We start from the raw sequence: 24909 nt of genomic DNA on the forward strand, positions 1-24909 counted from the left end.
CGCGTCCCGTACCGCGCGTCCCGTACCGCGCGTCCCGTACCGCGCGTCCCGTACCGCGCGTCCCGTACCGCGCGTCCCGTACCGCGCGTCCCGTACCGGTGGGCTCGTGTCTGCCGGGGGACCGGTGGGTCCGCGGCGGTGCCCGACGGGCAGACCCGGGGGGGGGGGGTTGGGGCTCGATCGCGGTCGGCCTGACGTGACTGTGCGAGGCTGACGTTCATGGAGCGTGTGTTTCCTGACGGCGGCGCTGACGAGCGTGGTGTACTGACCGGGTTCCTCGACTGGCAGCGAGCAACAGTGCGTCGGAAGGTGGACGGTTTGCCGATGGAACTGGCAGATCGCGCCTTGCTGGACACGTCCCCGCTCATGACGATTGCTGGGGTCGTTTCGCATCTGCGGCAGACCGAGTACGACTGGTTCGCCGGCAGCTTTCCGTCGCTCGCAGACGAACCCTTCGAGCGGGACCATGACGGCGGCTGGCCAACCCATGGTCGCGCCATCGGCGATCTCGTGAGCAGCTACGAGGCTGAGTGTGCGCAGTCAAGGCGCATCGTTGCTCGTCTGACGCTCGACACGATGCAGCACTACACGCCACCACAGTTCGCTCCGGTGTCGGTCCGATGGATCTTGACTCACATGATCGAGGAGACGGCCCGCCATCTCGGCCACTTGGACATCGTGCGCGAGCAACTGGACGGCACCCGCGGATACTGACGAGGGTGCGGGGGAGTCGGCCAAGGGCGACGTGCTGGATGTGCTGGGCTCTCCCCGCGGGATCGTCGTGAGAACCAGGGCGGTCAGCTGGGCGTGTGCTGATCCGGCACGGGTGGCGGCAGTTCGAGCCCGCTGCCAGACATTGCAGGTTGATCGAGGCGGCGCGGCTGATGAACGCGTCTTGATCGAGGCGCGGGTGATGGACACGCCGCGGAGCCAGTCCGGCTAGTCGCTCACGCTGGTGCGCTGTAGCGACGGCCCTGCAAGCCTGGCGCTGAGAGGTGCGGGCTCGGTACACACCTGTCACGGCGGGGATCACCCTCCACGGCGCGAGACCACCCTCCAGGTGAAGCGTGAGAGCAGCTGCCCGACATCGTGCAGCTCGTGGCCGGCGCCGGCGTGCGAACAGTCGACGAGGCGAAGCTCGCCGGCGTTGCTGAGGATGCACACGTTGTCGCTGCGGAGGTCTCCGTGCACCAAGTACGCGCCGAGCTCGAGAGTCGTCTCCGCGTCGACGGCGGAGCCGCTTAGCTGGTGGCGTTCAAGTGGTGTTGGGTGTGCAGTTTGGTGAGCCAGGCGGCGAAGGCGCGGAGGTCTTCGACGTTGGTTTGGGGGATGTGGAGTTTCCTGCCGCGGCTGGAGGTGATGGTCAGGTACGGGGCGGCGAGGCTGCTGGTGGGTGTGACGAGGGCGGCGCCCTCGAACTCGGACCATGGGATCGGCCGCCACCAAGCGAAGCGGATGCCAGCAGCGTTGACTGTCGCCCGCGGATGGCCGAGGAGGAACAGGACAGCGAGCGCGATACAGCCGGCGAGGATTACGGCAAGCAGACCCACCCGGATCGTGAACCAGGTGCCGCGAGTGTCGAGGTCCCGGACCACCGAGATGATCGGGATGCCGGCCATCGTCAGTACGATGATCAACCCGCCGAACGCCACCGCACGCCGGACCGCGAAAATCACCCGACCGGAACGGTGCAACTCAGCGTCCCAGGCATCGATGTCCTGACTTCCCATCACCATGTTTCGATCCTCCCGGCGCAACTGTAATCGCCCGTGTCCGGCTGCCCGACGAGGACGGCGCCAAGACCGTGCGAATTGCAGGGGGCTTGTTCCGCTGCGAGCCTGGACATCGCGTTGGGCGGGGTTCTCTCACCCGTTCCAAGTCGTCCAACCTAAGCGCCGATAACGGACATTATGTCAACTAGTAGTCTGCTATCGCATTAGCTGAATCTGCGGAAGCCGCCTCCTGCTGGCCCGTTGTCTATGCCCTGCTCGCGACCACCATGTAGTTCTCGGCCTCAAGATCGAACGTGCTCAGTTCCGTCCGGAGTCCGGCCCGCTGCAGCTCGACTTCGAGTTCCTCGTAGCGGTAGGGCCAGCACGACAGCAGTTCCGAGCGGACAAGGACCAGCCCAGTCGCATCAACTTGCGCGATCGCGATCTCGATGTGGTGCTCCTCCTCCCAATGCGGCGCGATCTCCCAGCGGTAGACCACGACGGCATCGCGACCGTTCCGGCGGACGAGTCGGTCACTGATGTCGAGCCGGGAGCCTCTGGCCCTCACGAGTTCCCAAGTGCGGGATGTGAGTACCAAGCGCCCGCCTGGGCGCAGAAGTCGCGACATCGACTCCAGAGCGGCTCCCCTGCCTGTCGCGCCCGCGGCATGGTGAAGCGAGTTGCCAACACAGAACACCATGTCGAACGTGTCGTCCTCGAAATGGTCGGGCAACTCTTCCCAGTTCGCCCGCACGGCCAGGACGGATGCCCCGAACTCCTCGGACAACTCTGCAGTCCGACGAACCATCGCCTCGCTGGCGTCAGTTGCGACGACCTGCATGCCACGACCGGCGAGGCCAACCGCCAACTGTCCGGTTCCGCACGAACAGTCGAGGACGTGAGCGTTCGACGGCAGAAGGCCGAGGACGTCATCGAACGACGCAGCGAAATCGGCCGGCGGCAACTTTGCATCCGAGATCAGCCATTCGTACACCTCGGCAAGCACGTCGTAATCCGTCACAACCACTACCTCCATCACGCGGCAGCCTCACGGTCGGACGTCAGTCCATCAGCGAAGCAAACCGGGCACCAATGATTTTCGCAAGGACAACCCGTCGCCCATGACCGCGGATGGCTCCGCTCGGTCGTTCGCCGTGCTCGGTCAGCGTTGGGGGCCGCTGTGGATGTGGATGTGCAAGTGTTTGGAGTCCTGGTAGGTGCCGAGGTTGGTCAGTACGGCGGCTGCGCCGGTGGTTTGTTCGGTGTGGGCGGCGATGGATCGGACTACCTCGAGGAGCCGGCGGGCGGATGGTTCGTCGTCTGATGTCAGGGTTGTCAGCGACGCGATGTGCTTCTTCGGTACGGCGACGATGTGTGTCGTCCAGAATGGCCGGGTGTGGTGGAACGCCAGCACCAGTTCGTCCTCGTGCACGACGTCGAGGCGGCTGGGGTCCGGGATGGCTACGTCGCAGTAGAAGTCGTCGCCGTCGTACCGCGGGACTGATCGCATCGTTGGAGGATATCCAGTGGTGAGCAAGCGGATGGTCGCTGAACTGCAGCGATATGTTGCCGGGTTGGTCGACGAGCACAAGGTGCCTGGGCTTGCGGTCGGGATCTGTGACGCGGACTCGGTTCTGTGGTGCGCCGGCTTCGGGTGCACGCGGGCCGACGGTGATGTGGCGATCAGTGCCGAGACGATGTTCAGCGTCCAGTCGTGTTCGAAGATGTACACTGCGACGGCGGTCATGCTGGCGGTCCAGGACGGCCTGGTGGAGCTGGATGCGCCTGTCCCCCGGTATTTGCCCGAATTTCGGGTCAACAGTTCCTTCGAGAAACGTCCTGAGCGCTTGATCACGCTACGGCATCTACTGAGTCATACGGCAGGCTTTACTCATGAAGCGCCGGTCGGATCCAATTATCGGATCGGCAGAGCGTCCTTTGAAACGCATTGCCGCAGCATTTGTGACACCTGGCTGAGGTTTCCCGTCGGCGAACGCTATGAATATTCGAATCTTGGTATAGATCTGGCCGGATATATTCTCCAGCGACGCAGCGGCATGCCTTTTCACGAGTATGTACGGCGGGAACTGCTCGCCCCGCTCGGGCTGCAGCGGACGACCTTCGACGCGAAGATGATCAGGCGTGACACGAGCCGCGCGACCGGACATTCGCGAGGGTATACGCGCCTCCCGGTACGGATCCCGGTGATCGCGGCAGGCGGTCTGTACACCACAGCAGAAGACGCCTGCCGCTACATCCAGTTCCATCTCCGCGGTGGTGAGTCGCTCCTCTCCCCCGAACTCCTCCAAGAAATGTATGCCGGCCAGCAATACGGCCTGGGAATCGCCATCGCAGACGCGAACGGCGTTCCGGTGCGCGGTCACGGCGGCGGCGGATTCGGGTTCCTCTCCGACATGTACTGGGCGCCAACTGAAAACCTAGGCGTAGTTGTGCTCACGAATTCAACCGATCATCCGCTGCAATGGCAATTGACCACCGAGATCTTCAGCCGGATTCTCGGAGGAAGCAGCCCTCCCCCAGAGCCCGCACCCGCAAAACCGGTGGCACCTGAGATTTCCGGCGAAGTCGACGGCCCCTGGAATCGGGAATATGCGATTCATGTCGGCAGCGTCCGCGACGGGACCGCCAGATTGCGCAAGGAGAACGGAGCGCTCTTCTTCGATCACTGGGGCGGCGAGACCGTCCGCCTGCAGCAGCACCGGCCAGGCCTTTACATCTCCACCACCGGCGAGGTCCTCGACCTCACGACGACGCCCCCGACGTACGCCAACATCCGCCTCCACGAACTGAAGCCCGCCAAATAACTCGGTGTCGTGACGCAACCCGACCCTGCTAGAAACTCAGGCATGACGGATCGCGGAATTGTGGTGGTTGGGGCCGGCATCGTCGGGGCGTCGCTGGCGTATCACCTGGCCGGCCAAGGTCGGCCAGTCACCGTGATCGACGCGGGCCTGCCCGGATCGGGCGCCACCCGGGCGTCGTTCGCGTGGATCGGGCGACCGGTCAGCAGCGACCTGCCCTCGGCACCGCTGCGCTACCTCGCGCTGGACGACTACCGACGGCTCGAAGCAGAGGTTCCCGGGCTGGCGATCCGCTGGACGGGTTCGCTCAGCTGGGACGGCTTCGACGAGACGCCAGGACCGAGTACGGACGACGCCGCCGCGCTCGAGCCCAGCCTCGTCACTCCCCCGGCGCTGGCCTTCCACCGCCCGGAGGACGGCGCGTTCGACCCGGTCGCGGCGATCGACCTCCTCGTCGCCGCCGCACGCGATCGCGGCGCCCGACTCCTGACCGGTACGCCGGTCACCGCGCTCATCCACCAAGCCGGCACCGTGACCGGCGTACAGACAATCACTGAGACAATCCCGGCCGAGACCGTCGTCCTGGCCGCCGGCACCGGCGCGGTCGCCCTCTGCTCAGGCATCGGCGTCGCCCTGCCCGTCGAACCAGCGCCGGCCATCCTCGTCCGCTTGCGCGCCACCCCGGGCCTGGTCCGGGCGATCGTCGCGACACCGTCGCTCGAGGCCCGCCAGCTCGACGACGGGACGATCCTCGCGCCCACGGCGTACAGCGGCGAGACGGATCAGGCCGCGCTGCAGGCGACCGCCCGACTGGTCCGCGACCGGTTCGCCGCCTCCTTCGCCGGTGCCGGCGACACCGAGATCGTCTCGGTCGAGATCGGCTGGCGCCCGATGCCTGTCGACGGAGAACCGATCATCGGCCGCCCGGCCGGCACCCAGGGGCTGTACGTCGCGGTCATGCACTCCGCGATCACGCTCGCCGCCGCCGTCGGTCGCCTGGCGGCCGCAGAAATCCTCACCGGCAGCCCGGCCGCTGAACTCGCCGGCTGCCGCCCCGACCGCTTCCGCTGACTCCTCCGCAACGACTTTGTGAATCAAATCGCAAATAGGTATCCGGAGGCGCGGTGATGCTGCAAGGATCACCGCATGGCGGCCCTTCGTGACTGGTTGGACAGGACGACCGAGACCTGGACCCCACCAGCGGCCGCTGATCTGGCGAGCCCGTACCGCTTCCTCTACTGGCTGACTCGATCTCAAGCCCGGCGCATCGCTGCGGGCGCGGCGCTCGGCACCCTCTGGACCGTCGGCCTGGCCGTCCCGCCGTGGGTGCTGTCGCGTGTGGTCGACCAAGGCCTTGTCGCCCGCGACACCTCCGCGCTGATCGGCTGGACCGCGGTGTTGCTCGCCGTCGGCGTCCTGAACGCGCTGCTGGGCATCGCGAGGCATCGCACCATGACCAAGGTCCGGATGGACGCGTCGTTTCGCGCCGTCCGGGCGACGGTGCGGCACACGTCCAGGCTGGGTGCCTCGCTCGCGCGGCACGTGACCGCCGGCGAGGTGGTGACGGTCGGGATCGCCGACGTGTACGTCGTCGCGCAGGCGCTCACAGTCACCGGCCCGGGCGTCGGCGCGGTCGTGGCGTACGCCGTCGTCGCGGTCGTGCTGTTCACCATCTCCCCGCTCCTGGCCGTGGTCGTTCTCGCCGGAGTCCCGCTCCTGGCGATCGCCGTCGGCCCGCTGCTGCACCGCATCGAACGCACAGGCGGCGAGTACCGCGTCCACCAAGGGCGGCTGACGACCCGGCTCGTCGACGCGCTGGCCGGACTCCGCGTCCTCAACGGCCTCGGCGGCAAGACGGTCGTCGCCGAGCGGTACGAAGAACAGTCGCAGCGGCTGGTCCGGCGCGGCTACCGAGTCGCCGGACCAGCCAGCTGGGTCGGAGCCCTGTCGACAGGCTTGCCGGCTCTGTTCCTGGCGATCGTGGTGTGGTTGTCGGCGCGACTGGCAGCCACCGGCACGATCACGATCGGCGATGTGGTCGCCGTCTACGGGTACGTCGCCGTGCTGGTCGTCCCGGTGTCGTTCTTCATCGAAGGCGGCGGCGATATCGCGCGGGCCCGGGTGGCCGGTCAGCGCATCATCAACCTGCTCAACCTGCCGGTGGCTCACGACAACGAGAACTCCCCGGAGACGATCCCGGCCGAACCAGGCCCGCTGGTAGACCCCGAGTCCGGGACGAAAATCCGTCCCGGACTCCTGACGGCGCTGGTAGCGGCCAGACCCGCTGAGGCCCGCTCGGTGCTCGAGCGACTCGGACAGATCGGCGAGCACCCGCCGTGTACGACCTGGGCAGGCGCGCCCCTGGCGGACGTCGGTCGCGAGGAACTCAGGCGCCGATTGGTTGTCGCCGACAACGACGCCGAGATCTTCGCCGGCACTGTCCGCACTGTCATCGCGGGGCGCCTCGAACCCGACGACCAGGCCATCCACACCGCGCTCCGGGTAGCGGTGGCCGAGGATGTCGTGGAGGCGTTGCCCGGCGGTCTGGACGCGGAGCTCGCCGCGGGTGGCAGCGATCTCTCCGGCGGGCAACGGCAGCGGCTCCGGCTCGCCCGCGCCGTCTATGCCGGGCCCGACGTGCTGCTCGCCGTCGATCCGACCTCCGCGGTCGACGCCAACACCGAGGCCGCCATGATCGACCGGATCCGCGAGGCCCGGCGCGACACGACGACGGTGATCACGACGACCTCGCCGCTCGTGCTCGACCGCGCCGACGAGGTGGTCGTCCTGGTCGACGGCCAGGCGTCGTCGGTCGGCACGCATGCGGACCTGCTGCGCACCGACTCCCGCTACCGCGACCTGGTGTCCCGCGCCCAGAACGGAGCTGTCGATGAGTAGGCAGATGCCGATCGCGAGCACGGGCGAAGTACGCGCGGCCGCCGTTCGCGACCTGAGCGCGGACCGCACGGCCGTGGTCGGCGTGGTCGTCGTGAACGCGCTCGCCTCGGCCGCGGGACTCGTGGGGCCGTGGCTGCTCGGCCGGATCATCGACACGATCCAGACCGGATCCGGCAACGTGCTCGGCACGGTGGACCGGCTCGCGCTGGGAGCGCTGCTGTTCACCGTCGTACAGACCATGCTCGGATCGTGGGCACTCAAGCTCGGCTATCGGTACGGCGAACGCACCGCGGCGCGCGTCCGGGAACGGTTCCTGCGGCGGACCCTGGCCCTGCCACCCCGTACGGCGGACCACCTCCCGGCCGGCGACCTGATCGCCCGCGGCAGCACCGACGCGTCGCTCGTGGCGATGACGCTGCGCTCGGCCGTCCCCGAAGTGCTCGTGGCGATCGTCCACGCGCTGTTCCTCGTCGTCGCCGTACTCGTCCTGGACGTGCGGCTCGGTCTCTGCGGGCTGGTGTGCCTGGTCGGCGTCGGCGCAGCCGTGCGCTGGTACCTGCGTCGCGCCAGGCCGGCCTATCTGGCGGTTGCGAACACCGGAGCGGAAATGGCCGACGTCATCGCCAGTACCGCGAAGGGCGCGCGGACGGTCGAGCTTCTCGGGCTGGAGCAACGCCGGAGCGAGGCGACGGAGGGCGTCATCGCCGAAGCTCGCACAGCACGCCTGAACGCGCTCTGGCTGAGGACCGTCCTCTTCCCGTGGGCCGAGATCTCGCTCGCGCTGCCGGTCGTCGGCGTGCTCCTCGTGGGCGGCGCCCTCTACATGAACGATCTGGTCAGCCTCGGCATCGTCGTCACCGCCACGGTGTATCTGCGCCAACTCGTCGGCCCGCTCGACACCCTCATGCTGTGGATCGAGCAGCTCCAGGGCGCCGCGGCCTCCTACGCCCGTGTCGAGGGCCTCGCGGACGTACCCGCGGTGGAGCCCCGATCGACCACGAAGGCCGACGGCGACCGGATCCACGTGCGGGACGTGCACTACAGCTACACCGGGGCCCGCGACGTACTGCACGGCATCGACCTGTCGGTGGAGCCCGGCGAACGGCTGGCCGTCGTCGGCACTTCCGGAGCCGGAAAGTCCACGCTCGCCCGTCTTCTCGCCGGTCTCGATCGCCCGGGCACCGGGTCGGTCACGATCGGCGGCGTACCGGTGGCCGACCTGCCGCCGGACCAGCTCCGCGAACACGTCGTACTGATCACCCAGGATCACCACGTCTTCCACGACACCGTGCGCGACAACCTGCTGATCGCGCGGCCGAAAGCGACCGACGACGAGCTGTACGCCGCTCTGGACGCCGTCGGAGCCACATGGTGGAAGGACCTGCCGGACGGGTTGGACACCGAGATCGGCCAGGACTTCACCCTCGACGACGCGGGCGCCCAGCAGCTGTCTCTCGCGCGCGTCGTCCTGGCCGATCCGCACACCGTGATCCTCGACGAGGCCACCGCGCTCCTCGACCCCAGGACCGCACGGCGAACCGAGCAGTCGCTGGCCGCCGTCCTGCGGGGCCGTACCGTCATCGCGATCGCCCACCGCCTGCAGACCGCACACGACGCCGACCGGATCGCTGTCATGGAAGCCGGTGAGCTCGCCGAGCTCGGCACCCACGACGACCTGGTCCGTGCCGGCGGCGTCTACGGCCGGCTCTGGCGGACCTGGCGCGCGGACGGGCCCGGCGAGTCGGTGTAAGGAAAGTCCACGGCTTGTGTCGAAATGGCCTGATGCGGTTCGTTGGGTGGGTGTGAAGCACCTCCGCAGAGTGAACGGGAGATCGTGATGCAGTACCTGGTTTCGGTGATCGACGACAAGGACAACCCCGGCAGCACTGACCGGATGCCGGCCATCAGCGAGTTCAACGACCGGCTGATCGCCGAGGGCTACTGGGTCTTCGCGGGCGGGCTCGCGGACACCACCGCGGCCACGGTGATCGACAACCGGGGCGACCAGCCGGTGTTCACCGACGGGCCGTTCGTCGAGTCGAAGGAGTACCTGGCCGGCGTCTGGGTCTGGGAGGCCCCTGATCTCGACGTGGCGCTCAAGCTCGCCGCCGAGGCGTCGAAGGTGTGCGACCGGAAGATCGAGGTGCGGCCATTCCAGTGAGCGACATCGAGGCGGCGATCACCCGGGCGCACCACGAGGAGTGGGCGCGGGTGGTCGCGTCGCTGACGAAGCGGTTCGGGGACCTCGACATCGCCGAGGAGTCCGCGGCCGAGGCGTTCGCGACCGCCGTCGAGCGGTGGCCCGCGGACGGCGTACCGCCCAACCCCGGCGCCTGGCTGACCACGACCGCGAACCGCAAGGCGATCGACCGGATCCGCCGCGAGAGCAAACGCGACGACAAGCAGAAGGAGGCTCAGATGTCGTACGACGACCAGCCCGAGCCTCTCGGCGCGATCGACGACGAACGGCTCCGGCTGATCTTCACCTGCTGCCACCCGGCGCTGGCGATGGAGACGCGGGTGGCGCTGACGCTGCGGATGGTGGGCGGGCTGACCGTGCCGGAGATCGCCCGCGCGTTCCTGGTGCAGGAGACCGCGATGGGCCAGCGGATCACCCGCGCGAAGGCGAAGATCAAGGCGGCGGGGATCCCGTACCGGGTCCCGTCGGCGGAAGACCTGCCGGGCCGCGTGTCCGGCGTACTCGCGGTGCTGTTCCTGGTCTTCAACGAGGGCTACCTGGCGACCGGTGCCGACACCGACCCGGTCCGCCACGAGCTGACCGCCGAGGCGATCCGCCTGACCCGTCTGATCCGGGCGCTGCTGCCGGACGACGGTGAGGTGGCCGGTCTGCTCGCGCTGATGCTGCTCACGGAGGCCCGTCGTACGGCCCGGGTGTCGGGCTCGGGTGAACTGATCCCGCTGGACGAGCAGGACCGCGGCGCCTGGGACCCGGCGCTGGTTGCCGAGGGCCACCACCTGGTCCGCGAACGGCTCGCCACCGGACGCCCGCCGGGCCGCTACCAGATCCTCGCGGCGGTGAACGCCGTGCACACCTCGGCCCGCGACACGCGCGACACCGACTGGTCGCAGATCGTCGCGCTGTACGACCAGCTCGTCCGGATCGACCGCTCGCCGATCGTGGCGCTGAACCGCGCGATCGCGGTGGCCGAGCTCGACGGTCCGGAGGTCGCGATCGCGATGGTCGACCGGCTCGGCGACAAGCTGCCCGCGTACCACCTGTACCACGCGACCCGCGCCGAGCTGCTGCGCCGGATGGGCCGCAGCAAGGAGTCCCGGGCGGCCTACGACGAGGCGATCGCGCTGGCGGCGAACACCGCAGAACTCGCCTACCTCACACGCCGCCGCGACCAGCTGGCCGGCTGACGCCCGAAACGCGCAAGGCAGTGCCAGACGTACTTGATCGGCTGTGCGGGATGAAGGCCCGACCGCGCCGCCACGCCGAGCAAGTCGGGCGTCAGCTCCGGGCCGAGCGAGCGGGCGAGCGCGACGATCCCAGGTCCGCGGTACGCCGGGTCGGCGAGATCGCACAGGTGCGGCACGGAGTGGCGGTCGCCGAAGTCGGACGGTTCGCGGGCCGAGTCCGGGAAGCAGAATGTCGCGCGGTCGATCGCCTCGGGTTTCAGGCGCAGGTACGACGACCCGAAACGGATCGCTCCGCCGTACGGGTCGGCGTGGCGGTTCCAGACGCCGTAGATCGGGCGGTCCGTTTCCGGCCCGCCGTCATACCGGCCAGAGAACAGGCGGCTCTCCCAGCGCCAGCGGTCGCCGCCCTGGAACGCCGTCAGGCCGCCGTTGGAGATTCCGGTCGTGAACTGTGACCGGTAGAAGCCGTCCGCTGCGATCGACTCGATCACGGTCCGCGAGCCGTGCGGCCAGTTCGGATGGAACTGCACGGTCAGCATCAGAGCGGACCTGTCGCGCGGCCGTCGGCGTCGACGGTGATGAGGCGCAGGGCGTCGTCGTGACGGCCGGTGGACAGCCAGTGGGCGAACGCGAGTCGGGCCGTGGGTGGCATGTCGAGCTGTGTCGGGTCCGTGGTCAGCTCGAACCACCGCAGGTCGCCCTCGGTGCATTCCGTCGGCAGCGGCGCTGTGGGGCGGAGGTTGGCGGTGAAGTAGTACGTCGTGCGTATCTCGGCTCCGGTGTCGCGTACGGCGACGTACCGCAGCGCGAGGTCGGTGAGGTGGTCGGCCGTGACGCCGATCTCCTCGTCCAGCTCCCGGAGCGCGGCCGCGGTCGGGTCGGTGAGTTCGCCGGGTTCGACGTGGCCGCCAATGCCGACCCAGGAGTCCGCGATCGCGCGGGAGCCGCGGCGGTAGAGGAGCAGCACGCTCCCCTGCCGCACGAGGTACACCGACGTGAGGTGCCGGGCCGATCGGAGCGCCACGGTCAGACGTTGACGTCGAAGCCCAGGTCCACGTCGGACGCGGCCTGGCCGCCGCGGATGCCCCAGTTGGAGGTGGGGTGGTCGCGGACGAGGATCGTGACGTGATCCGCCGGGATGCCGAAGGGCTTCAGGTTGCCGACGATCTCGGTGTAGAGCGTGCGCTTCGCGTCGAGCGAGCGGCCGGCGAAGCAGTCGACCGTGACGAGCGTGAAGAGCTCGGGCTCGGTCAGCCGCGGCGAGCACGCGAACCGGTGCGGCGCGTGGACGACCAGCCGGACGTCCTTGTCCTGCGGCGGGATCCGGAACGCGGTGACGAGCGCAGCGTGCACCGCCTCGATCAGACCGGCTTCCTCGGTCTCGGAGTACTCACGACGGACTTCGATCTGCGCACTCGGCATGGGCAGGCATCCTTCCAGACGGTTCGACTCCCCAGACCCCACCACGAACCCCCGCCCCAGGCGACCGATTTTGTCGGCGCCGTCCACCACACTCACATCCCATGAGTACGAAGGTGCCCCGTGGAGCCGCGGTCGTCCTCCAAGCCGGCAAGGTGCTCCACGACTGACGGAGCTACTTCAGGTGGGCCACGACGCGGGTTAGGCCTAGGAGGTTGCCCTGGTCGGCTTGGAGCATCTGCTCGTCGGGTTCGTAGCCTCGGCCTACCTGGGCGCAGGTCTGGAGCCAGTGCAGCCAGTCGTCCCAGCCGTTCGGGGCGAAGTCGGCGGTGACGACGGTCACGAGGTTGGTGCGTTCCCACAGGTCCTGCCACCAGTCGGGCGGGAGCCACGTGCCCAGATCCGGTGCCCAGCGGTTCGCCAGGTACGGCGGTGGCGTGAAGTCGGGGGCGGTGCGGATCCCGGGGCTGATGAAGCCGATGGTTCCGCCCGGCCGGACGAGCTCGGCGAGGTACGGGAGATAGTCCACGCCGGTGCCGAAGTAGTGGTACGAGCCGACGCTGACGACCGCGTCGAAGAACCCGCGCGCGAAGGGCAGCCGGCGCGCGTCGGACCGGATCGGGTGCACGCGACCGGCGACACCGGCGTCCTCGATGCGTTGCCAGTTCTCGGTCGGATCGACCCAGAGGTCCGCGGCCCACACGTCGACGTCGTACTCGCGGGCCAGGAAGATCGACGACAACGCCGTACCGCAGCCGAGGTCGAGCACCCGCGTCCCCGGCCGCAGCGGCATCACCTGCAGCAGGCTCTCGGTGCACCACAGCGGGTGCGGGCCCATCAGGTTGTCGACGACCCACTGCTGGTCGTAGGTGTTCGATCGCGGATAACGGTCAAGTGTGAGCGCTTCGCGCAGGAGTTCGCCGGCCATGCCGCGACGATGCCAGCGCGCTCCGCGGGCTCACAACGGGATTTCGGCGATCATCCGATGCCCCTGCGCCTCGAAGGCTTCGTCGCCGACCTCGTGGGCCCAGACCGCCGTACTGACCGCCTCGCGCAGCCGTGTCCGCTGCCAAGCCGCCGGTTCGCGCGGATCGGATCCGTAGCCGGCGAGGAACGCGGGCTCCAGCGACGGGTCGGAGCGGAACTGCTGTGCGGCCAGCCGGGCGAGGTCGGTGTACGCCGGGCGCAGGTCCGCGCGGCCGAAGTCGATGATGCGGACGGTGCCGTCGTCGGCGAGCCAGTTGCGCGGCTGCCAGTCGCCGTGGGTCGGGACCAGCGTCGCCGGCGGCGTCGGCCAGGCCTCGATCGTTGCCCGGATGCGGTCAGCGAGTTCCGGTGCGATGCGGTGCGGCTTGTCGAGATCCCGCAGCGTCCGCCCGTTCTCACGGGCCTCGTAGGCGGGGTCCGGTACGCCGTACTGCCGGTGAAATGCGGCGAGCAATTCACCGGCCTGCCGATAGACAGCCGGCGACCATTCGTGCGGTGTGCCTTCGACGAGTTCGCCGGGCAGGAATCGGGTGACGAGAAGTTTTGCGGACTCGTCCGCGTGCACCAGGTCGGCGGCCCGCCCCTGCGTGGTCCACGGCCGCAACCAGTTGCGGTGGGCACGGAGTTCGCGGACGAGGTGGTGGTCGGCGTCGTCGCCGGCCTTCGCGATAAAGCGCTCCCCGCCGTGCTCGAGCTCCAGAACGAGTGTCCCGATGACACCCCAGCTGTGGTCGCGCACGATCGTCGCCGCCGGCAGCCAGGTGTCGAGAAGCTGGTGCTGTCGCTCAGTCAGGCCCACGCGCAGAGACTAGCGCAGAAAAAGCCGGGAAAGGGTGGACGAATTTCCTGGATGGATTTATCCTGACCGAATGCAGAATTCACAGGAAAATGCACCTTCACCAATTAACTTATCATCACGAATTGCGGAAAGCAAGTCCGGCGAATTCTGGTCGTTCGGGGAGGTGGCGGTCCGGCGCGTCGGGTTCGGCGCGAAGCGGCTCGCGGGGGCCGACGGCGGTGGCGCCGACGCGCAGGACCGGGCGGTCGCGCTGCTGCGGCGGGTCGTCGAGCTCGGCGTCAACCACCTCGACACCGCGGCGTTCTACCCCAGCCGCGGGCAGGCCGGCGAGACGCGGTTCGAGAACCTCGGCTGGGCGAACGAGGTGATCCGGCGTGCGCTCGCGCCGTACCCGGAGGACCTGCTGATCGCCACCAAGGTCGGCCCGACGGACCACGGGCTGGCGCGACCCGAGGAGCTGCGCGGGCTCGTCGAGGATGATCTGCGAGCGCTCGGTGTCGACACACTGGACCTGGTCTACCTGCGGCAGATGGGGCTGGAGTCGATCGCCGAGCATTTCGGTGCCCTGGCCGAGCTTCAGGACAAAGGCATGATCCGGCACCTCGGTGTGTCGAACGTGCGGCCGGCCCACCTGCACGAGGCGCGGGAGATCGCGCCGGTGGTCTCGGTGCAGAACAGGTACAGCGTGGGGTTCGGGCGGGTGAACGACGAGATCCTCGAGGTCTGCGGTGACCTGGGGATCGCGTTCGTCCCGTTCTTCGCGGTCACCGCGGAGTCCCGGGAGGCCGGCGGCGTCGCCGGATCCGATGCGGTGCAGGAGATCGCGGACCGCCACGGCGCGACGGTCGCGCAGGTCCGCCTGGCATGGACGTTGAGCCGCGGTGACCACGTGCTCGCGATCCCGGGCACCTCGAGCCCGCGTCACCTGGAGGAGAACCTGCGGGCCGCCGACCTGACGCTCTCCCCCGAGGACCTCGCGGTCCTGGACTCGGTCGTCGACTGATGTCACCGGCTCGGGCGTCAGTCGTAGTAGCGGCGGACGCTCGAGCCGATCCGGGTCACGTCGGTGCCGTAGATGTGCAGCGAGATCGCGGTCTCGGCGTACGTGTTGTGGACCCGGTGGATGTCGCCGGGCGGCGCGAACGCGCTGACCTCGCCGACCCGGTTGTCACTCTCGCCGACCAGCCGGAGATCGGCGTCGAACAGCTCCTCGTGCTCGATGCCCTGGAGCACACCGACCACGCACCAGGTGACGTGGTCGTGGATCCGCGTCAGCTGCCCGGGTCGCCACACCACGGCGATCACGGAGAACGAGCCGTCCGGCTCGACGTGGAGTGTGTGGCTCTGGAGGCCGTCGGGCGATCCCAGGCGCTGTTCGGCGGTCAGGACCTCCGGTCCCGGAAAGTGCCGGCGCAGCGCGTCGCCGACGACCTGGGCCGTTCGGCTCCAGTCGGCGTGCCGGCCGATAGCGTCCCGGACGCCGCTGATGAGGTCTGTGAGTTCTGTGCGTTCTGAGGTGGTTGTCGTCGTCATGTCTTGAGCCTGCGCCGGGTCAACCCATAGCGTCTAATGCCAACCTTCATGCTCACTCATAGATGGAATTGATACATGCTCGATGTCACGAGGCTGCGGGTGATCGACGCGGTCGCACGCCACGGCTCGGTCACCGCCGCCGCGCGCGAGCTGCACTACTCCCAGCCGTCCGTCACGCACCATCTGGCGCGGCTGGAGGCCGAGACCGGCGCGCAGCTCCTGCAACGCGTCGGTCGCGGGATCCGGCTGACCGAGGCCGGCCGGCTGCTCGCCGACCGGGCGGCGGAGATCATCGGCCGGATCGACGCCGTCGACGCCGAGCTGTCCGCGCATGTCGGCCTGAGCGCCGGCCGGATCCGGCTCGCTGGATTCTCGTCGGCGATCGGTGCGCTCGTCCCGGCGGCCGTCGCCGAGCTGGCCGCGAAGCACCCCGGGCTCGAGGTCAACCTCGTCGACACGCATCCGCCGGAGGCGTTCGAGCTGCTCCGGACCGGGAAGGTCGACGTCGCGATCGTGTTCCGCTACGACGAGACCGGGCCCGAGCCACGCGGCGTACGGCTGCATCATCTGGTCGACGATCCGCTGTACCTGCTCGCGAACGGACCGGCCACGATCGCCGACCAGCGCGACAGCACCTGGATCGCCGGCTGCGACCGGTGCCGCAGCCACCTGATCGCGCTGTGCGCCGCGGAAGGCTACGAGCCGCGGATCGGGTACACCTCGGACGACATGGTCGTGATGCAGGCGCTCGTCGAGGCGGGCCTCGGTGTGACGACGATGCCGGGACTCGCATTACGTACCCATCAGGCCACCGGCATCACGGCCACCGAGCTGCTGGGATCCCGTCGTCGTGTGTACGCCGCGACGTACGGCGAACCGCCCGATCCGCCGCCGGTCGCCGCGCTCGTCAGCGCGCTCCAGGCGTCGGCCGCCCGGTGACGTACGATCGCGCGGTGCTGAAGATCGTGCTGTTCGACCTGGACGGGACGTTGGTCGAGGAACGGTCGGCGGCCGCGGCGGCCGTCGTCGAGTGGGCCGCGGAGTACGGCGTGACCGGTCCGGACGTCGCGACGCGGTGGGCCGCGGTGTCGGAGAAGCACTACCGGCGCTTCCAGCGCAGGGAGCTCACGTTCCCCGAGCAGCGGCGGCGCCGCGTGCGGGAGTTCCTCGCGGTAGACGTGAGCGACGCCGAGGCGGATGCCATGTTCGAGGGCTACGTCTGGCGGTACGAGGCCGGCTGGACGGTGTACGCCGACGCGGTCCCGGGGCTGCGCGCGGTCCGGGAGGCCGGGCTCCGCGCGGTGGTGCTGACGAACGGCAACGGCGATCACCAGCGCTCCAAGCTTGACCGGCTGGCCCTGACGGACGAGATCGACGAACTGATCGCGGGTGACACGCTGCCGGTGGGCAAACCGGACCCGCGCGCGTTCGCGCACGCACTGGAGCGGCTCGGAGCGGACAAGCATGACGTGGTGATGGTCGGCAACTCGCTCGAGAACGATATCCGGGGCGCGCAGGCGGTCGGCATCGACGCCGTGCTCGTCGACCGCGACGACGCACAGCCGGACGCCGACGTACCGCGAGTGCAGGAGCTGACTCAGCTGCTGGACGTGCTCAGAAGGTCAGCTCGTCGGTTGTCCTGACCGCTGCGGTGCGGCCCGGGGCTCGGTGTTCGCCCCAGTAGAGGTTGGTGTGGGCGATCACCTTGTCGGGGGTGGGGGCGCCGTACTCGCTCAGGTCCTCGGTGGTGTGGGCGTCGCCGACCAGGGTCACGTCGTACCCCCGGACCATGGCGCCGTGGATCGTGGAGCGGATGCATTCGTCGGTCTGTGCGCCGCTGACGACCAGGTGACCGATGCCGGCGCGGGCCAGGACGTCCTCCAGATCGGTGGCCTCGAAGCTGTCGGCGTAGGTCTTGTGGACGAGCGACTCCGAGCCGTCGCGGGACAGCTCGGGCACGAGCTGCCAGTCGTCGCTGTCCATGGTCAGGTTCTCGCTGGAGTGCTGGACCCAGACGATCGGGACTCCCCCGGCGCGGGCCTTGCCGACGAGGGTGCTGATGTTGGCGACGACGCGGTCGCGCTCGTGCGCCCCCGCGACGACGCCGTTCTGGACGTCGACCACCAGCAAGGCCGTGTGCGGCCGGTCGGACAGCGTGGACATCTCGGCTCCTCCCCTGCGGACTGTGTACGGCGAACGCTAGACCCACCCGCCGACAGTTCGCGTCACTTCCAGCCCCGCAACCGCAGCCGCACGGTCGGCACGTCACCGTCGTCGAGATCCTCCGCCCGCCGGACCGACGCCTTCACCGGCAGGATGTACCGCCCGTCCTTCGGAAACATCGACGTGTCCCACACACTCGCACCGATCTCCGCCCGCACCGGGATCATCCCCCACCCGTACGTCACGAAGTTCGACTCCGCCTCGAAGTACGCACTCTCCTCGTCCGGCACCGTGATGAAGTACCACGGCGCCGGCCCCCGCCAGTACCAGATCTCCCCCGAGAACTCGACGTCGTTCATCCGGCTTCCTGTTCGCTCGCGGTGTGGAGGCGGTTGGCGAGGTCGTGGCAGGCGGTGCGGAGTTCGGGGCCGCCGATGATGTGGAAGGGGGCGTGGATCGCGGTGAGTTGGGCGGCGTACCAGTCGGGTTCGTCGGTGCTGGCGAGTAGGCGGGTGCGGTGCTCGTCGATGGGTTCCAGGCGGCCCATGCTGCGGCGGATCCATGCGGCTGCCTGGTCCAGGGGTGCGTCGATCTCCACCTCGATCGGGTAGCGCCAGCCCATCGCGAGGTGTTCCTCGACGGCGGCGAGTGGATCGAGGTCGGCGGGTGCCGTGAACCCGTCCGGCTGCGGCTCGACCTTGGTGATCTTGTCGATCCGGAGCACGCGCTGCGCCTGCTTGCCGTGCGACCAGCACAGCAGGTACCACCGGCCGCGACGGACGACGACGGCCCAGGGATCGAGGTCCATCGGCCATTCGTCCTCGTGGCGGCGGTAGCGGATCGTCACCCGCCGGGAGTCGGCGCTGTGCGAGACGAGCGCGGCGGTGATCTCCGGATCGGGCGTGCGCGCGCCGGGATCCGGCCCGCGGGCGCTGACCCGCCGGATCGCGTCGGTCGACCGTGCGACGGCCTCGGGCAGCACCCGGACGATCTTCCCGAGCGCGTCCTCGACCGGGTCCGCGGCGCCGCGCGGCCCTTCGAGCACCGCCATCACCAGCCCGAGCGCTTCGGTCGGCGTGAACATCAGCGGCGGCAGCCGCAGCCCGCGCCCGACCCGGTAGCCGCCGTACGGTCCGCGGACCGACTCGATCGGCATGTCGGCCTCCCGCAGGATCGCGACGTACCGGCGGGCGGCCCGCTCCGAGACCCCGAGCTTGTCGCCGAGCTGCTCGGCGGTGATGCCGGGACTGTTCTGGATCAGCTCGAGGACCATCAGGGTCCGCGCCGTCGGGCTCACGTCGTACGCCATCAGTCACCATTCCGGAAGAAGGCCGTCCGGATCTGAGGGTAGCCCGTTTTAACTGCTCAGACGGTGAGCGGTTTGTCTGCGACGATCGGGGCATGCGGGCGGATCGGTTGGTGGCGGTGCTGTTGCTGATGCAGGCCCGCGGCCGGGTGACCGCGGCCGACGTCGCGGCGGAGCTGGAGATCTCGGTGGCGACCGCCCGCCGGGACCTGGAGGCGCTGTCGACGGCCGGCATCCCGGTCTATCCGCAACCCGGGCGCAACGGCGGCTGGCAGCTGATCGGCGGTGCCCGCACCGACCTGAGCGGACTGACGGCGACCGAGGCGCAAGCACTGTTCCTGCTGGTCGGCCCGGCGGCCTCGATCGCGCCGGACGCGAAGGCGGCGCTGCGCAAGCTCGTCCGGGCACTGCCGGACACCTTCCGCGAGCACGCACAGGCCGCGGCCGAGGCGGTCGTCATCGACCCGGCGCGCTGGGGCGAGCACGTGAAGGAGCGACCCGAGCTGGTACGCCGTCTGCAGGACGCCGTCGTACGCCGAGAACGTGTCCGGCTGAGCTACTCCGGCCGCGGCCGCGAGACGTCGGAGCGGGTGGTGGACCCGCTGGGGCTCGTGGACAAGGACGACGTCTGGTATCTGATCGCGTGGACGGACAAGGGCCGGCGGACGTTCCGCATCGATCGCGTGGTCGAGGCCGAGCCGACGGGTGCGTCCTTCGAGCGGCCGGACGGCTTCGACCTGTCCGCGGCGTGGGCGGAGATCGTCGAGCGGATGGAGGAGCGCCGGTCGGGGCTGACGGCAACGGTTCTGATGGACGAGCGGTTCGTCTGGGTGATGCAGGACCGGCTCGGGCGCAACTGCGAGGTCGACGGGACCGACCCCACCGGCCGCGTGCGGGTCCGGGTCACCGCGCCGACGCCGCTGATGATCGCGCAGCACCTGGCCGGCTGGGGCGGTTCGATCGAAGTGCTGGACCCGCCGTCGGTGCAGGCGGAGCTGGCGCGACTTGGCCGGGAATTGACGCAGCGCTATGCCGCGGTGGACCAGGAGCATGAGTAAGGTGCGATGGTTCAAAGTGTCCCGATCAAGCCTCAGGAAATATCCGTGACCACATCCCCTCCCCAGCCGCCGCAGGGTCCTTACGCAGGTCAGCCGGCCGGCTACGGTCCGCCACCGCAGCAGCAGCAGTTCCCGCAGTACACCCAGCCGGGCCAGCAGCCCCAGCAGCCCGGCCAGGAGCAGTACGGCGGTCAGCAGTACCAGCAGCCGTACGGCGGTGAGCAGCACGCCGGCCAGCCGTACCAGCAGGACGCGGGTCAGCACTACCAGCAGGACGCCGGTCAGCAGTACCCGCCGCAGCAGGGCCAGTACCCGGGCCAGCAGTACCAGCAGGGCCAGTCGTTCCCGCAGCAGGGCTACGCGCCGCAGGGCCAGATGGCCTGCCGCTTCTGCGGCGGTTACCCGGCGGCCGACGCGACCGTCCGCGGCCACCAGGGCATGATCATCCTGATGCGGTTCCTGAAGCTGCAGGGCCCGTTCTGCCGGACGTGCGGGATCGCGTCGGTGCGCGACATGACCGCGAAGAGCCTCTGGCAGGGCTGGTGGGGCATCGGTTCGGCGATCATCAACCCGTTCACGATGCTGATGAACATCGGCCCGATGCAGAAGTTCAAGAGCCTCCCCGAGCCCACGCCGGGTCCGGGCCGGCCGATGAACCCGGGCAAGCCGCTGTTCCAGCGCCCGGCGATCCTCGGCCTGCTGCTGCCGGTCGCGCTGATCGCGGTGATCGTGGTCGCGAACCTGAACTCGACCGAGTCGAAGGCCAAGATCGGCGCCTGCGTGGTGAACAAGGGCACGTCGGTGAACCCGGACGTCAAGGTCGTCGACTGCACGTCCTCCGAGGCCGAGTACAAGATCGTCGACAAGATCGACGACTCGACCGACGACAGCCAGTGCGGCGAGGACGCCGAGGCGTCGTACGTCTACCGCAAGGGCTCCACGAAGTACACGCTCTGCCTGACGCCGGTCAAGTGACGGTGCGGGGTCCCGGCAACGGGACCCCGGCTCAGCTGTAGTAGCCGTCGACCGGCACGCGCGCCTCGTCGTACAGTGCCGGGCCCTCCAGCGGTACGGCGGGGAATCCGCCGGTGGACTTCAGGCCGTCGAGCTGTTCGCCCGAGAGCGCGAACTTGACCTTGCCGAGGCCGGAGCGGGCGAGCGCGCCGGAGCACATCGGGCAGGGCTGGCAGCTGGTGTACATCGTCGTGGCGGCCGCGGTCTCGGGCGGCAGGTGCTGGGCCGCCCAGACCGCGAGCTTCAGCTCCGGATGGAAGCTGATGTTGCCCTCGCTGATCGTGGTGTTGCGCTCCTCGGCCAGGACCGAACCGTCCGGCCCGACCAGCAGCGAGCCGAACGGCGGGTCGCCGCCCTCACGCGCCGCCGCGGCCAGTGCGATCGCCCGGCGCAGGAACTTCTCGTCCTCAGGTGTCACAGCTTCTCCCGTCATGATGGATGGTCACCGATGCGCGGCGACCGTCGCCAGCGCCTGCCAGGCCGCTTCGGGCCGCTCGGTCTCGGCCGGGTCGCCGACGAACGGGTCCAGGACGACGCTCTGCGCGCCGAGCTCCCGCAGTACGGCGAGGTCCTGCACGACCTGCTCGATCGAGCCTTCGCCCGCTGCGCGCTCGTCGTCGCCCAGCGGCTTGTCCGTGATCCGGAGCAGGATCCGCGGCGCGAACCCCGGCACCGGCCGGTCCAGGGATGCCGCGGTCGCCCGCAAGCGGTCGAGCCCGTCCCGCAGCTGATCGATCGTCTGCCGCAACGGATGCCAGGCGTCGCCGTACCGCACGGTCCGCCGCAGCGCCGCCGGGCTCGAGCCGCCGACCCAGATCGGAATGGTCCCGCCGCCGTAATCGGCGGTGTCGGCCCACGCGCGACGGACCTCGGCGAGCACCTCGTCGGTCCGCCGGCCGCGCTGCGCGTGCTCCGCGCCGAGGGCCTCGAACTCCGCCCGCGCCCAGCCCACGCCGACACCGAGCACCAGCCGGCCGCCGCTGAGCGCGTCGAGGTTCGCCGCCATCCTTGCCACCAGCAACGGATGCCGGTACGGCGCGATCAGCACCGTGGTCCCGAGCCGGACCCGGGACGTGATCCCGGCCAGCCAGCTGAGCGTGGTGAACGGCTCGTAGAACGGCGCCGGGTACTGCTCCGCGACGTCCGGTGTGATCACCACGTGGTCCGACACCATCAGCAGGTCGTACCCGAGGCCTTCCACGACGCCGGCCCAGTCCCGCAGCCGCGCCGGGTTCGTCCCCGGGCCGAAGTTCGGCACGTTCACTCCGATTTCCACGCCCTCAGGCTATCCAGGCGAGGGTCCGTGGTTGAAGAGATTCTCCCCGGCGTACGCCGTCCCGGGCCGGGGAATCGACGGTAGATTGGCGATATGACCGAGATTCTCGATGCGATCGACTGGGCGATCCTGACCGAGTTGCAGGACGACGCCCGGCTGTCGCTGACCGAGCTCGGCCGGCGGGTCAACCTGAGCGCCTCGGCCACCACCGAGCGGGTCCGCCGGCTCGAGTCGATCGGCGTGATCACCGGGTACCGCGCCGAGGTCGACCTGACCAAGGTGGGCTACCCGGTGCTGGCCGTCGTCCGGCTGAAGTACCCGGGCAACAAGCACGAGCCGCTGCACCGGCTGCTGGCCGAGCGGCGCGAGATCCTCGAGTGCCTGCGGACCACCGGCGACGACTGCTACACGCTGAAGGTCGCGGCCGCGTCGATGCCGCACCTGGAGGAGCTCGTCAACGAGCTGACGGACTTCGGCAGTACGACGACCAACCTGGTCTACTCGCAGACACAGCGCTACCGCGGGCCGCAAAAGCCGGTGACCGATCCGTCGTGAGGTAAGAGCGTGGTGAAGCGTGCCACGCGGACTGCCGGGTGGCGGCTCCAGCGTCATAGAGTGGTCGGGTGAGGTTGCTCGTCACTGGGGCCGCCGGACTCCTGGGGCGACAGCTTCTGCGCGCCGCCGGCCACGAAGTGGTACCGGCGTATCACTCAGAGGCCGTGCCGGGCGGGGTGAAGCTCGACGTCCGGCACCGCGACGAGGTGCGTGCCGTGATCCACACCGTCCGCCCGGACGGGATCATCCACACCGCCTACAAGCAGGACGACTGGGCGACGACGGCCGAGGGCGCGGTCAACGTCGCGCTCGCCGCGGGCGGTGCGCGGCTGGTGTTCGTGTCGAGCGATGCCGTGTTCGGACCCCGTGACATCGCCTACCAGGAGCACGATCTGCCGTGCCCGACGACGCCGTACGGCGCGGCCAAGGCGGCGGCCGAGACGGCGATCCAGGCGATCCTGCCGAAGGCCGTGATCGCCCGCACCTCGCTGATCATCGGATCCGACGGCCGGTCGGAGGAGGAACAGCGGGCCCACCGGCTGGCGGCCGGCGAGCCCGGTGCGTTCTACACCGGCAACATCCGCTGCCCGGTCCACGTCGCCGATCTCGCGGCGGCGCTGCTCGAGCTGCTGACGTCGGACGTCGCCGGTATTGCGCACGTCGCCGGGCCCGAAGCGCTGAGCCGGCTGGAGCTGGGTCGCCGGATCGCGATCCGCGACGGACTCGATCCGGAGACCCTGCCGTCGGTGCCGGGCGAGCCGTCGGACATCAGGCTCGACAGCCGGCGGACGCAGGAACTGCTGACGACACGCCTCCGGCCGGCCACCGAGTTCCTGCTGGGGCGACCGCGGCTCAGTCGTTGACGGTCGTGGTCACCGGCGTGCCGAGCTCGACCGTACGGCTGACCGTGCACAGCCGGTCGTGGGACATCTTCACCGCGCGCGGCAGGGCCTCGCGGGCCTTGTCACCGTCCTCCCCCTCGGGGAAGTGCACGGTCAGCTCGACCGCGAGGTTCTCCATCCGGTTACCTTCCTCGGCGTCCCGGATCTTGTCCCCGCGGACCACCGCGCTGAACTCGGTCGGCTCGGCCCGGCGGCTCACCACGATGTCGACGTCGATCGCCGAGCAGGTCCCGATCGCGGCCAGCAGCAGCTCCACCGGCGTGAAATCGGTGTCGGCGCCGCCCGAGCCGACCCGGATGCTCCCGCCGCGGGCGTTGCGCACCTCGTAGCTGCTGTTCGCCACCCGCTCGAAGGTCACCTGCCGGAGTGTGTCTGCCATAGGTCGCTGTCCCGTCACATTCTGTTGCTTGTGGCAACTTCAGAGGTTCTCGAGGGCCTCGCGCACCGGGGTGTCCCCGGCGACGAGCTCGAGCGTCCGGCCGATCGCGGCCGGAGTGTCACAGAGGCCGGCCAGCACCAGCGCGACATCGTCGCGGGTGATCCGGCCGTTGCCGGTCTTGTCGGCGAGATACACCGTGCCGGTGCCCGGGTCGTCGGTCAGACCGCCCGGCCGCAGCACCGTCCAGTCCAGGTCGCGCGCCCGGAGATCCTCCTCGGCGGCCCACTTGGCCTTCAGGTAGACCGTGAACGTCGAGTCGTCGGTGAGCGAGTCGGCCCGGTCCGCGCCCATCGAGCCGACCTGGATGTGCCGCCGCACGCCGGCCTGCCCGGCCGCGTCGGCGAACAGCGCGGCCGCGCCGCGGTCGACCGTGTCCTTGCGCGCGTTGCCGCTGCCCGGCCCGGCACCGGCCGCGAAGATCGCCACGTCCGCACCGGACAGCACCTCGGCGACCGCGTCCGCGTCGGCCTGCTCGAGATCCAGTACGGCGGCCTGCCCGCCGGCGGCCGCGATGTCGGCCTCGTGATCCGGGTTCCGCACCACGCCGACCACCTGATGCCCGTCGGCGCTCAGCAGCTTCGTCAGGCGCAGCGCGATCTGACCGTGTCCACCAGCTATCACGACTCGCATACCTGCACACTA

The 24909-nt window shown here is 69.5% G+C and carries 31 protein-coding genes; 14 read left to right on the forward strand and 17 right to left on the reverse strand.

The features are described from left to right. The first annotated feature begins 219 nt into the window (after positions 1-219). Positions 220-714, forward strand: a complete 495-nt coding sequence (locus ABZW60_RS26365) for a DinB family protein (RefSeq protein WP_355481108.1) — start codon at positions 220-222, stop codon at positions 712-714. A 315-nt stretch (positions 715-1029) separates the two neighbouring features. Here ABZW60_RS26365 and ABZW60_RS26370 read toward each other — a convergent pair whose 3' ends face one another. From ABZW60_RS26370 to ABZW60_RS26385, 4 genes are all read right to left on the reverse strand, one after another. After that, on the reverse strand, positions 1030-1290 hold the full coding sequence (locus tag ABZW60_RS26370) for a phosphotransferase (RefSeq protein ID WP_355481805.1): 261 nt from the start codon (positions 1288-1290) through the stop codon (positions 1030-1032). Then, a complete protein-coding gene (locus ABZW60_RS26375) occupies positions 1242-1757 on the reverse strand; it encodes a hypothetical protein (RefSeq protein ID WP_355481815.1) in 516 nt (171 codons plus the stop codon). Before ABZW60_RS26375 ends, ABZW60_RS26370 begins: the two co-directional genes overlap by 49 nt. Positions 1758-1977: 220 nt before the next feature. After that, positions 1978-2733: a class I SAM-dependent methyltransferase gene (locus ABZW60_RS26380; RefSeq protein ID WP_355481109.1), complete on the reverse strand. Its 756-nt coding sequence runs from the start codon at positions 2731-2733 to the stop codon at positions 1978-1980. Between the two features lie 141 nt (positions 2734-2874). Then, positions 2875-3222 (reverse strand): HIT domain-containing protein, encoded by a 348-nt coding sequence (locus tag ABZW60_RS26385; RefSeq protein ID WP_355481111.1) that lies wholly within the window; start codon positions 3220-3222, stop codon positions 2875-2877. A gap of 19 nt (positions 3223-3241) precedes the next feature. On the opposite strand from ABZW60_RS26385, the gene ABZW60_RS26390 reads away from it, so the two are divergent. The 6 genes from ABZW60_RS26390 to ABZW60_RS26415 all read left to right on the forward strand — a co-directional run bounded on the left by ABZW60_RS26390 (position 3242) and on the right by ABZW60_RS26415 (position 10816). Then, positions 3242-4537: a serine hydrolase domain-containing protein gene (locus tag ABZW60_RS26390; protein ID WP_355481113.1), complete on the forward strand. Its 1296-nt coding sequence runs from the start codon at positions 3242-3244 to the stop codon at positions 4535-4537. A 42-nt stretch (positions 4538-4579) separates the two neighbouring features. Beyond that, the gene (locus ABZW60_RS26395; protein ID WP_355481115.1) at positions 4580-5605 is read left to right on the forward strand and encodes an FAD-binding oxidoreductase; all 1026 of its coding nucleotides are present in this window, start codon (positions 4580-4582) and stop codon (positions 5603-5605) included. A gap of 75 nt (positions 5606-5680) precedes the next feature. Then, positions 5681-7432: an ABC transporter ATP-binding protein gene (locus ABZW60_RS26400; protein ID WP_355481117.1), complete on the forward strand. Its 1752-nt coding sequence runs from the start codon at positions 5681-5683 to the stop codon at positions 7430-7432. After that, a complete protein-coding gene (locus tag ABZW60_RS26405) occupies positions 7425-9182 on the forward strand; it encodes an ABC transporter ATP-binding protein (RefSeq protein ID WP_355481119.1) in 1758 nt (585 codons plus the stop codon). Before ABZW60_RS26400 ends, ABZW60_RS26405 begins: the two co-directional genes overlap by 8 nt. Positions 9183-9269: 87 nt before the next feature. Further along, complete coding sequence (locus ABZW60_RS26410) at positions 9270-9593, forward strand: YciI family protein (protein WP_355481120.1); 324 nt, start codon at positions 9270-9272, stop codon at positions 9591-9593. After that, positions 9590-10816 (forward strand): RNA polymerase sigma factor, encoded by a 1227-nt coding sequence (locus ABZW60_RS26415; protein ID WP_355481122.1) that lies wholly within the window; start codon positions 9590-9592, stop codon positions 10814-10816. Before ABZW60_RS26410 ends, ABZW60_RS26415 begins: the two co-directional genes overlap by 4 nt. Here ABZW60_RS26415 and ABZW60_RS26420 read toward each other — a convergent pair. From ABZW60_RS26420 to ABZW60_RS26440, 5 genes are all read right to left on the reverse strand, one after another. Continuing rightward, positions 10780-11355: a DUF3626 domain-containing protein gene (locus ABZW60_RS26420; RefSeq protein ID WP_355481123.1), complete on the reverse strand. Its 576-nt coding sequence runs from the start codon at positions 11353-11355 to the stop codon at positions 10780-10782. The two genes, ABZW60_RS26415 and ABZW60_RS26420, sit on opposite strands and share 37 nt — an antisense overlap. Continuing rightward, positions 11355-11840 (reverse strand): NUDIX domain-containing protein, encoded by a 486-nt coding sequence (locus ABZW60_RS26425; protein WP_355481125.1) that lies wholly within the window; start codon positions 11838-11840, stop codon positions 11355-11357. The genes ABZW60_RS26420 and ABZW60_RS26425 overlap by 1 nt, the downstream gene beginning before the upstream one ends. A gap of 2 nt (positions 11841-11842) precedes the next feature. Then, positions 11843-12238, reverse strand: coding sequence for a tautomerase family protein (locus ABZW60_RS26430; RefSeq protein ID WP_355481127.1), 396 nt, complete (start codon positions 12236-12238; stop codon positions 11843-11845). Positions 12239-12410: 172 nt separating this feature from the next. Then, on the reverse strand, positions 12411-13163 hold the full coding sequence (locus ABZW60_RS26435) for a methyltransferase domain-containing protein (protein ID WP_355481129.1): 753 nt from the start codon (positions 13161-13163) through the stop codon (positions 12411-12413). A 30-nt stretch (positions 13164-13193) separates the two neighbouring features. Beyond that, a complete protein-coding gene (locus ABZW60_RS26440) occupies positions 13194-14021 on the reverse strand; it encodes a phosphotransferase (RefSeq protein ID WP_355481131.1) in 828 nt (275 codons plus the stop codon). Positions 14022-14184: 163 nt separating this feature from the next. Here ABZW60_RS26440 and ABZW60_RS26445 point away from each other — a divergent pair, with 163 nt between their 5' ends. Next, on the forward strand, positions 14185-15024 hold the full coding sequence (locus ABZW60_RS26445; RefSeq protein ID WP_355481133.1) for an aldo/keto reductase: 840 nt from the start codon (positions 14185-14187) through the stop codon (positions 15022-15024). A 17-nt stretch (positions 15025-15041) separates the two neighbouring features. On the opposite strand, the gene ABZW60_RS26450 is transcribed toward ABZW60_RS26445, so the two are convergent. Continuing rightward, the gene (locus tag ABZW60_RS26450) at positions 15042-15554 is read right to left on the reverse strand and encodes a cysteine dioxygenase family protein (RefSeq protein ID WP_355481135.1); all 513 of its coding nucleotides are present in this window, start codon (positions 15552-15554) and stop codon (positions 15042-15044) included. A 75-nt stretch (positions 15555-15629) separates the two neighbouring features. On the opposite strand from ABZW60_RS26450, the gene ABZW60_RS26455 reads away from it, so the two are divergent. After that, complete coding sequence (locus ABZW60_RS26455; protein WP_355481137.1) at positions 15630-16493, forward strand: LysR family transcriptional regulator; 864 nt, start codon at positions 15630-15632, stop codon at positions 16491-16493. Between the two features lie 14 nt (positions 16494-16507). Beyond that, entirely contained in the window at positions 16508-17197 is a 690-nt protein-coding gene (locus ABZW60_RS26460) for an HAD family hydrolase (RefSeq protein ID WP_355481139.1), read from the forward strand. Here the strand turns inward: ABZW60_RS26460 and ABZW60_RS26465 are convergent. From ABZW60_RS26465 to ABZW60_RS26475, 3 genes are all read right to left on the reverse strand, one after another. Further along, positions 17169-17717 carry an isochorismatase family protein gene (locus tag ABZW60_RS26465; RefSeq protein WP_355481141.1) on the reverse strand — a complete coding sequence of 183 codons (549 nt, stop codon included), beginning with the start codon at positions 17715-17717 and terminating at the stop codon, positions 17169-17171. The two genes, ABZW60_RS26460 and ABZW60_RS26465, sit on opposite strands and share 29 nt — an antisense overlap. A 62-nt stretch (positions 17718-17779) precedes the next feature. Next, positions 17780-18076: a DUF1905 domain-containing protein gene (locus tag ABZW60_RS26470; RefSeq protein WP_355481143.1), complete on the reverse strand. Its 297-nt coding sequence runs from the start codon at positions 18074-18076 to the stop codon at positions 17780-17782. Continuing rightward, positions 18073-19026 carry a WYL domain-containing protein gene (locus tag ABZW60_RS26475; RefSeq protein ID WP_355481145.1) on the reverse strand — a complete coding sequence of 318 codons (954 nt, stop codon included), beginning with the start codon at positions 19024-19026 and terminating at the stop codon, positions 18073-18075. Before ABZW60_RS26475 ends, ABZW60_RS26470 begins: the two co-directional genes overlap by 4 nt. Before the next feature lie 92 nt (positions 19027-19118). Here ABZW60_RS26475 and ABZW60_RS26480 point away from each other — a divergent pair, with 92 nt between their 5' ends. Both ABZW60_RS26480 and ABZW60_RS26485 read left to right on the forward strand, forming a co-directional pair. Next, positions 19119-20081: a YafY family protein gene (locus tag ABZW60_RS26480; protein WP_355481147.1), complete on the forward strand. Its 963-nt coding sequence runs from the start codon at positions 19119-19121 to the stop codon at positions 20079-20081. A 45-nt stretch (positions 20082-20126) separates the two neighbouring features. Beyond that, positions 20127-21056, forward strand: coding sequence for a toxin-antitoxin system, toxin component (locus ABZW60_RS26485; RefSeq protein ID WP_355481149.1), 930 nt, complete (start codon positions 20127-20129; stop codon positions 21054-21056). Between the two features lie 31 nt (positions 21057-21087). On the opposite strand, the gene ABZW60_RS26490 is transcribed toward ABZW60_RS26485, so the two are convergent. Together ABZW60_RS26490 and ABZW60_RS26495 are read right to left on the reverse strand one after the other, a co-directional pair. Further along, positions 21088-21513 carry a nucleoside deaminase gene (locus ABZW60_RS26490; RefSeq protein WP_355481151.1) on the reverse strand — a complete coding sequence of 142 codons (426 nt, stop codon included), beginning with the start codon at positions 21511-21513 and terminating at the stop codon, positions 21088-21090. A gap of 24 nt (positions 21514-21537) precedes the next feature. Continuing rightward, positions 21538-22371 carry an LLM class flavin-dependent oxidoreductase gene (locus tag ABZW60_RS26495; protein ID WP_355481153.1) on the reverse strand — a complete coding sequence of 278 codons (834 nt, stop codon included), beginning with the start codon at positions 22369-22371 and terminating at the stop codon, positions 21538-21540. Between the two features lie 93 nt (positions 22372-22464). Here ABZW60_RS26495 and ABZW60_RS26500 point away from each other — a divergent pair, with 93 nt between their 5' ends. After that, positions 22465-22926: an Lrp/AsnC family transcriptional regulator gene (locus ABZW60_RS26500; protein ID WP_355481155.1), complete on the forward strand. Its 462-nt coding sequence runs from the start codon at positions 22465-22467 to the stop codon at positions 22924-22926. 68 nt (positions 22927-22994) lie between these two features. Continuing rightward, positions 22995-23789 (forward strand): sugar nucleotide-binding protein, encoded by a 795-nt coding sequence (locus ABZW60_RS26505; protein ID WP_355481157.1) that lies wholly within the window; start codon positions 22995-22997, stop codon positions 23787-23789. On the opposite strand, the gene ABZW60_RS26510 is transcribed toward ABZW60_RS26505, so the two are convergent. Then, positions 23779-24186, reverse strand: coding sequence for an OsmC family protein (locus tag ABZW60_RS26510; protein ID WP_355481159.1), 408 nt, complete (start codon positions 24184-24186; stop codon positions 23779-23781). The genes ABZW60_RS26505 and ABZW60_RS26510 overlap by 11 nt on opposite strands. A 60-nt stretch (positions 24187-24246) precedes the next feature. Beyond that, positions 24247-24897: an SDR family oxidoreductase gene (locus tag ABZW60_RS26515; protein ID WP_355481161.1), complete on the reverse strand. Its 651-nt coding sequence runs from the start codon at positions 24895-24897 to the stop codon at positions 24247-24249. Positions 24898-24909 lie beyond the last annotated feature (12 nt).

The sequence above is a fragment of the Kribbella sp. NPDC003557 genome, assembly GCF_040610805.1.
Lineage (GTDB): Bacteria > Actinomycetota > Actinomycetes > Propionibacteriales > Kribbellaceae > Kribbella.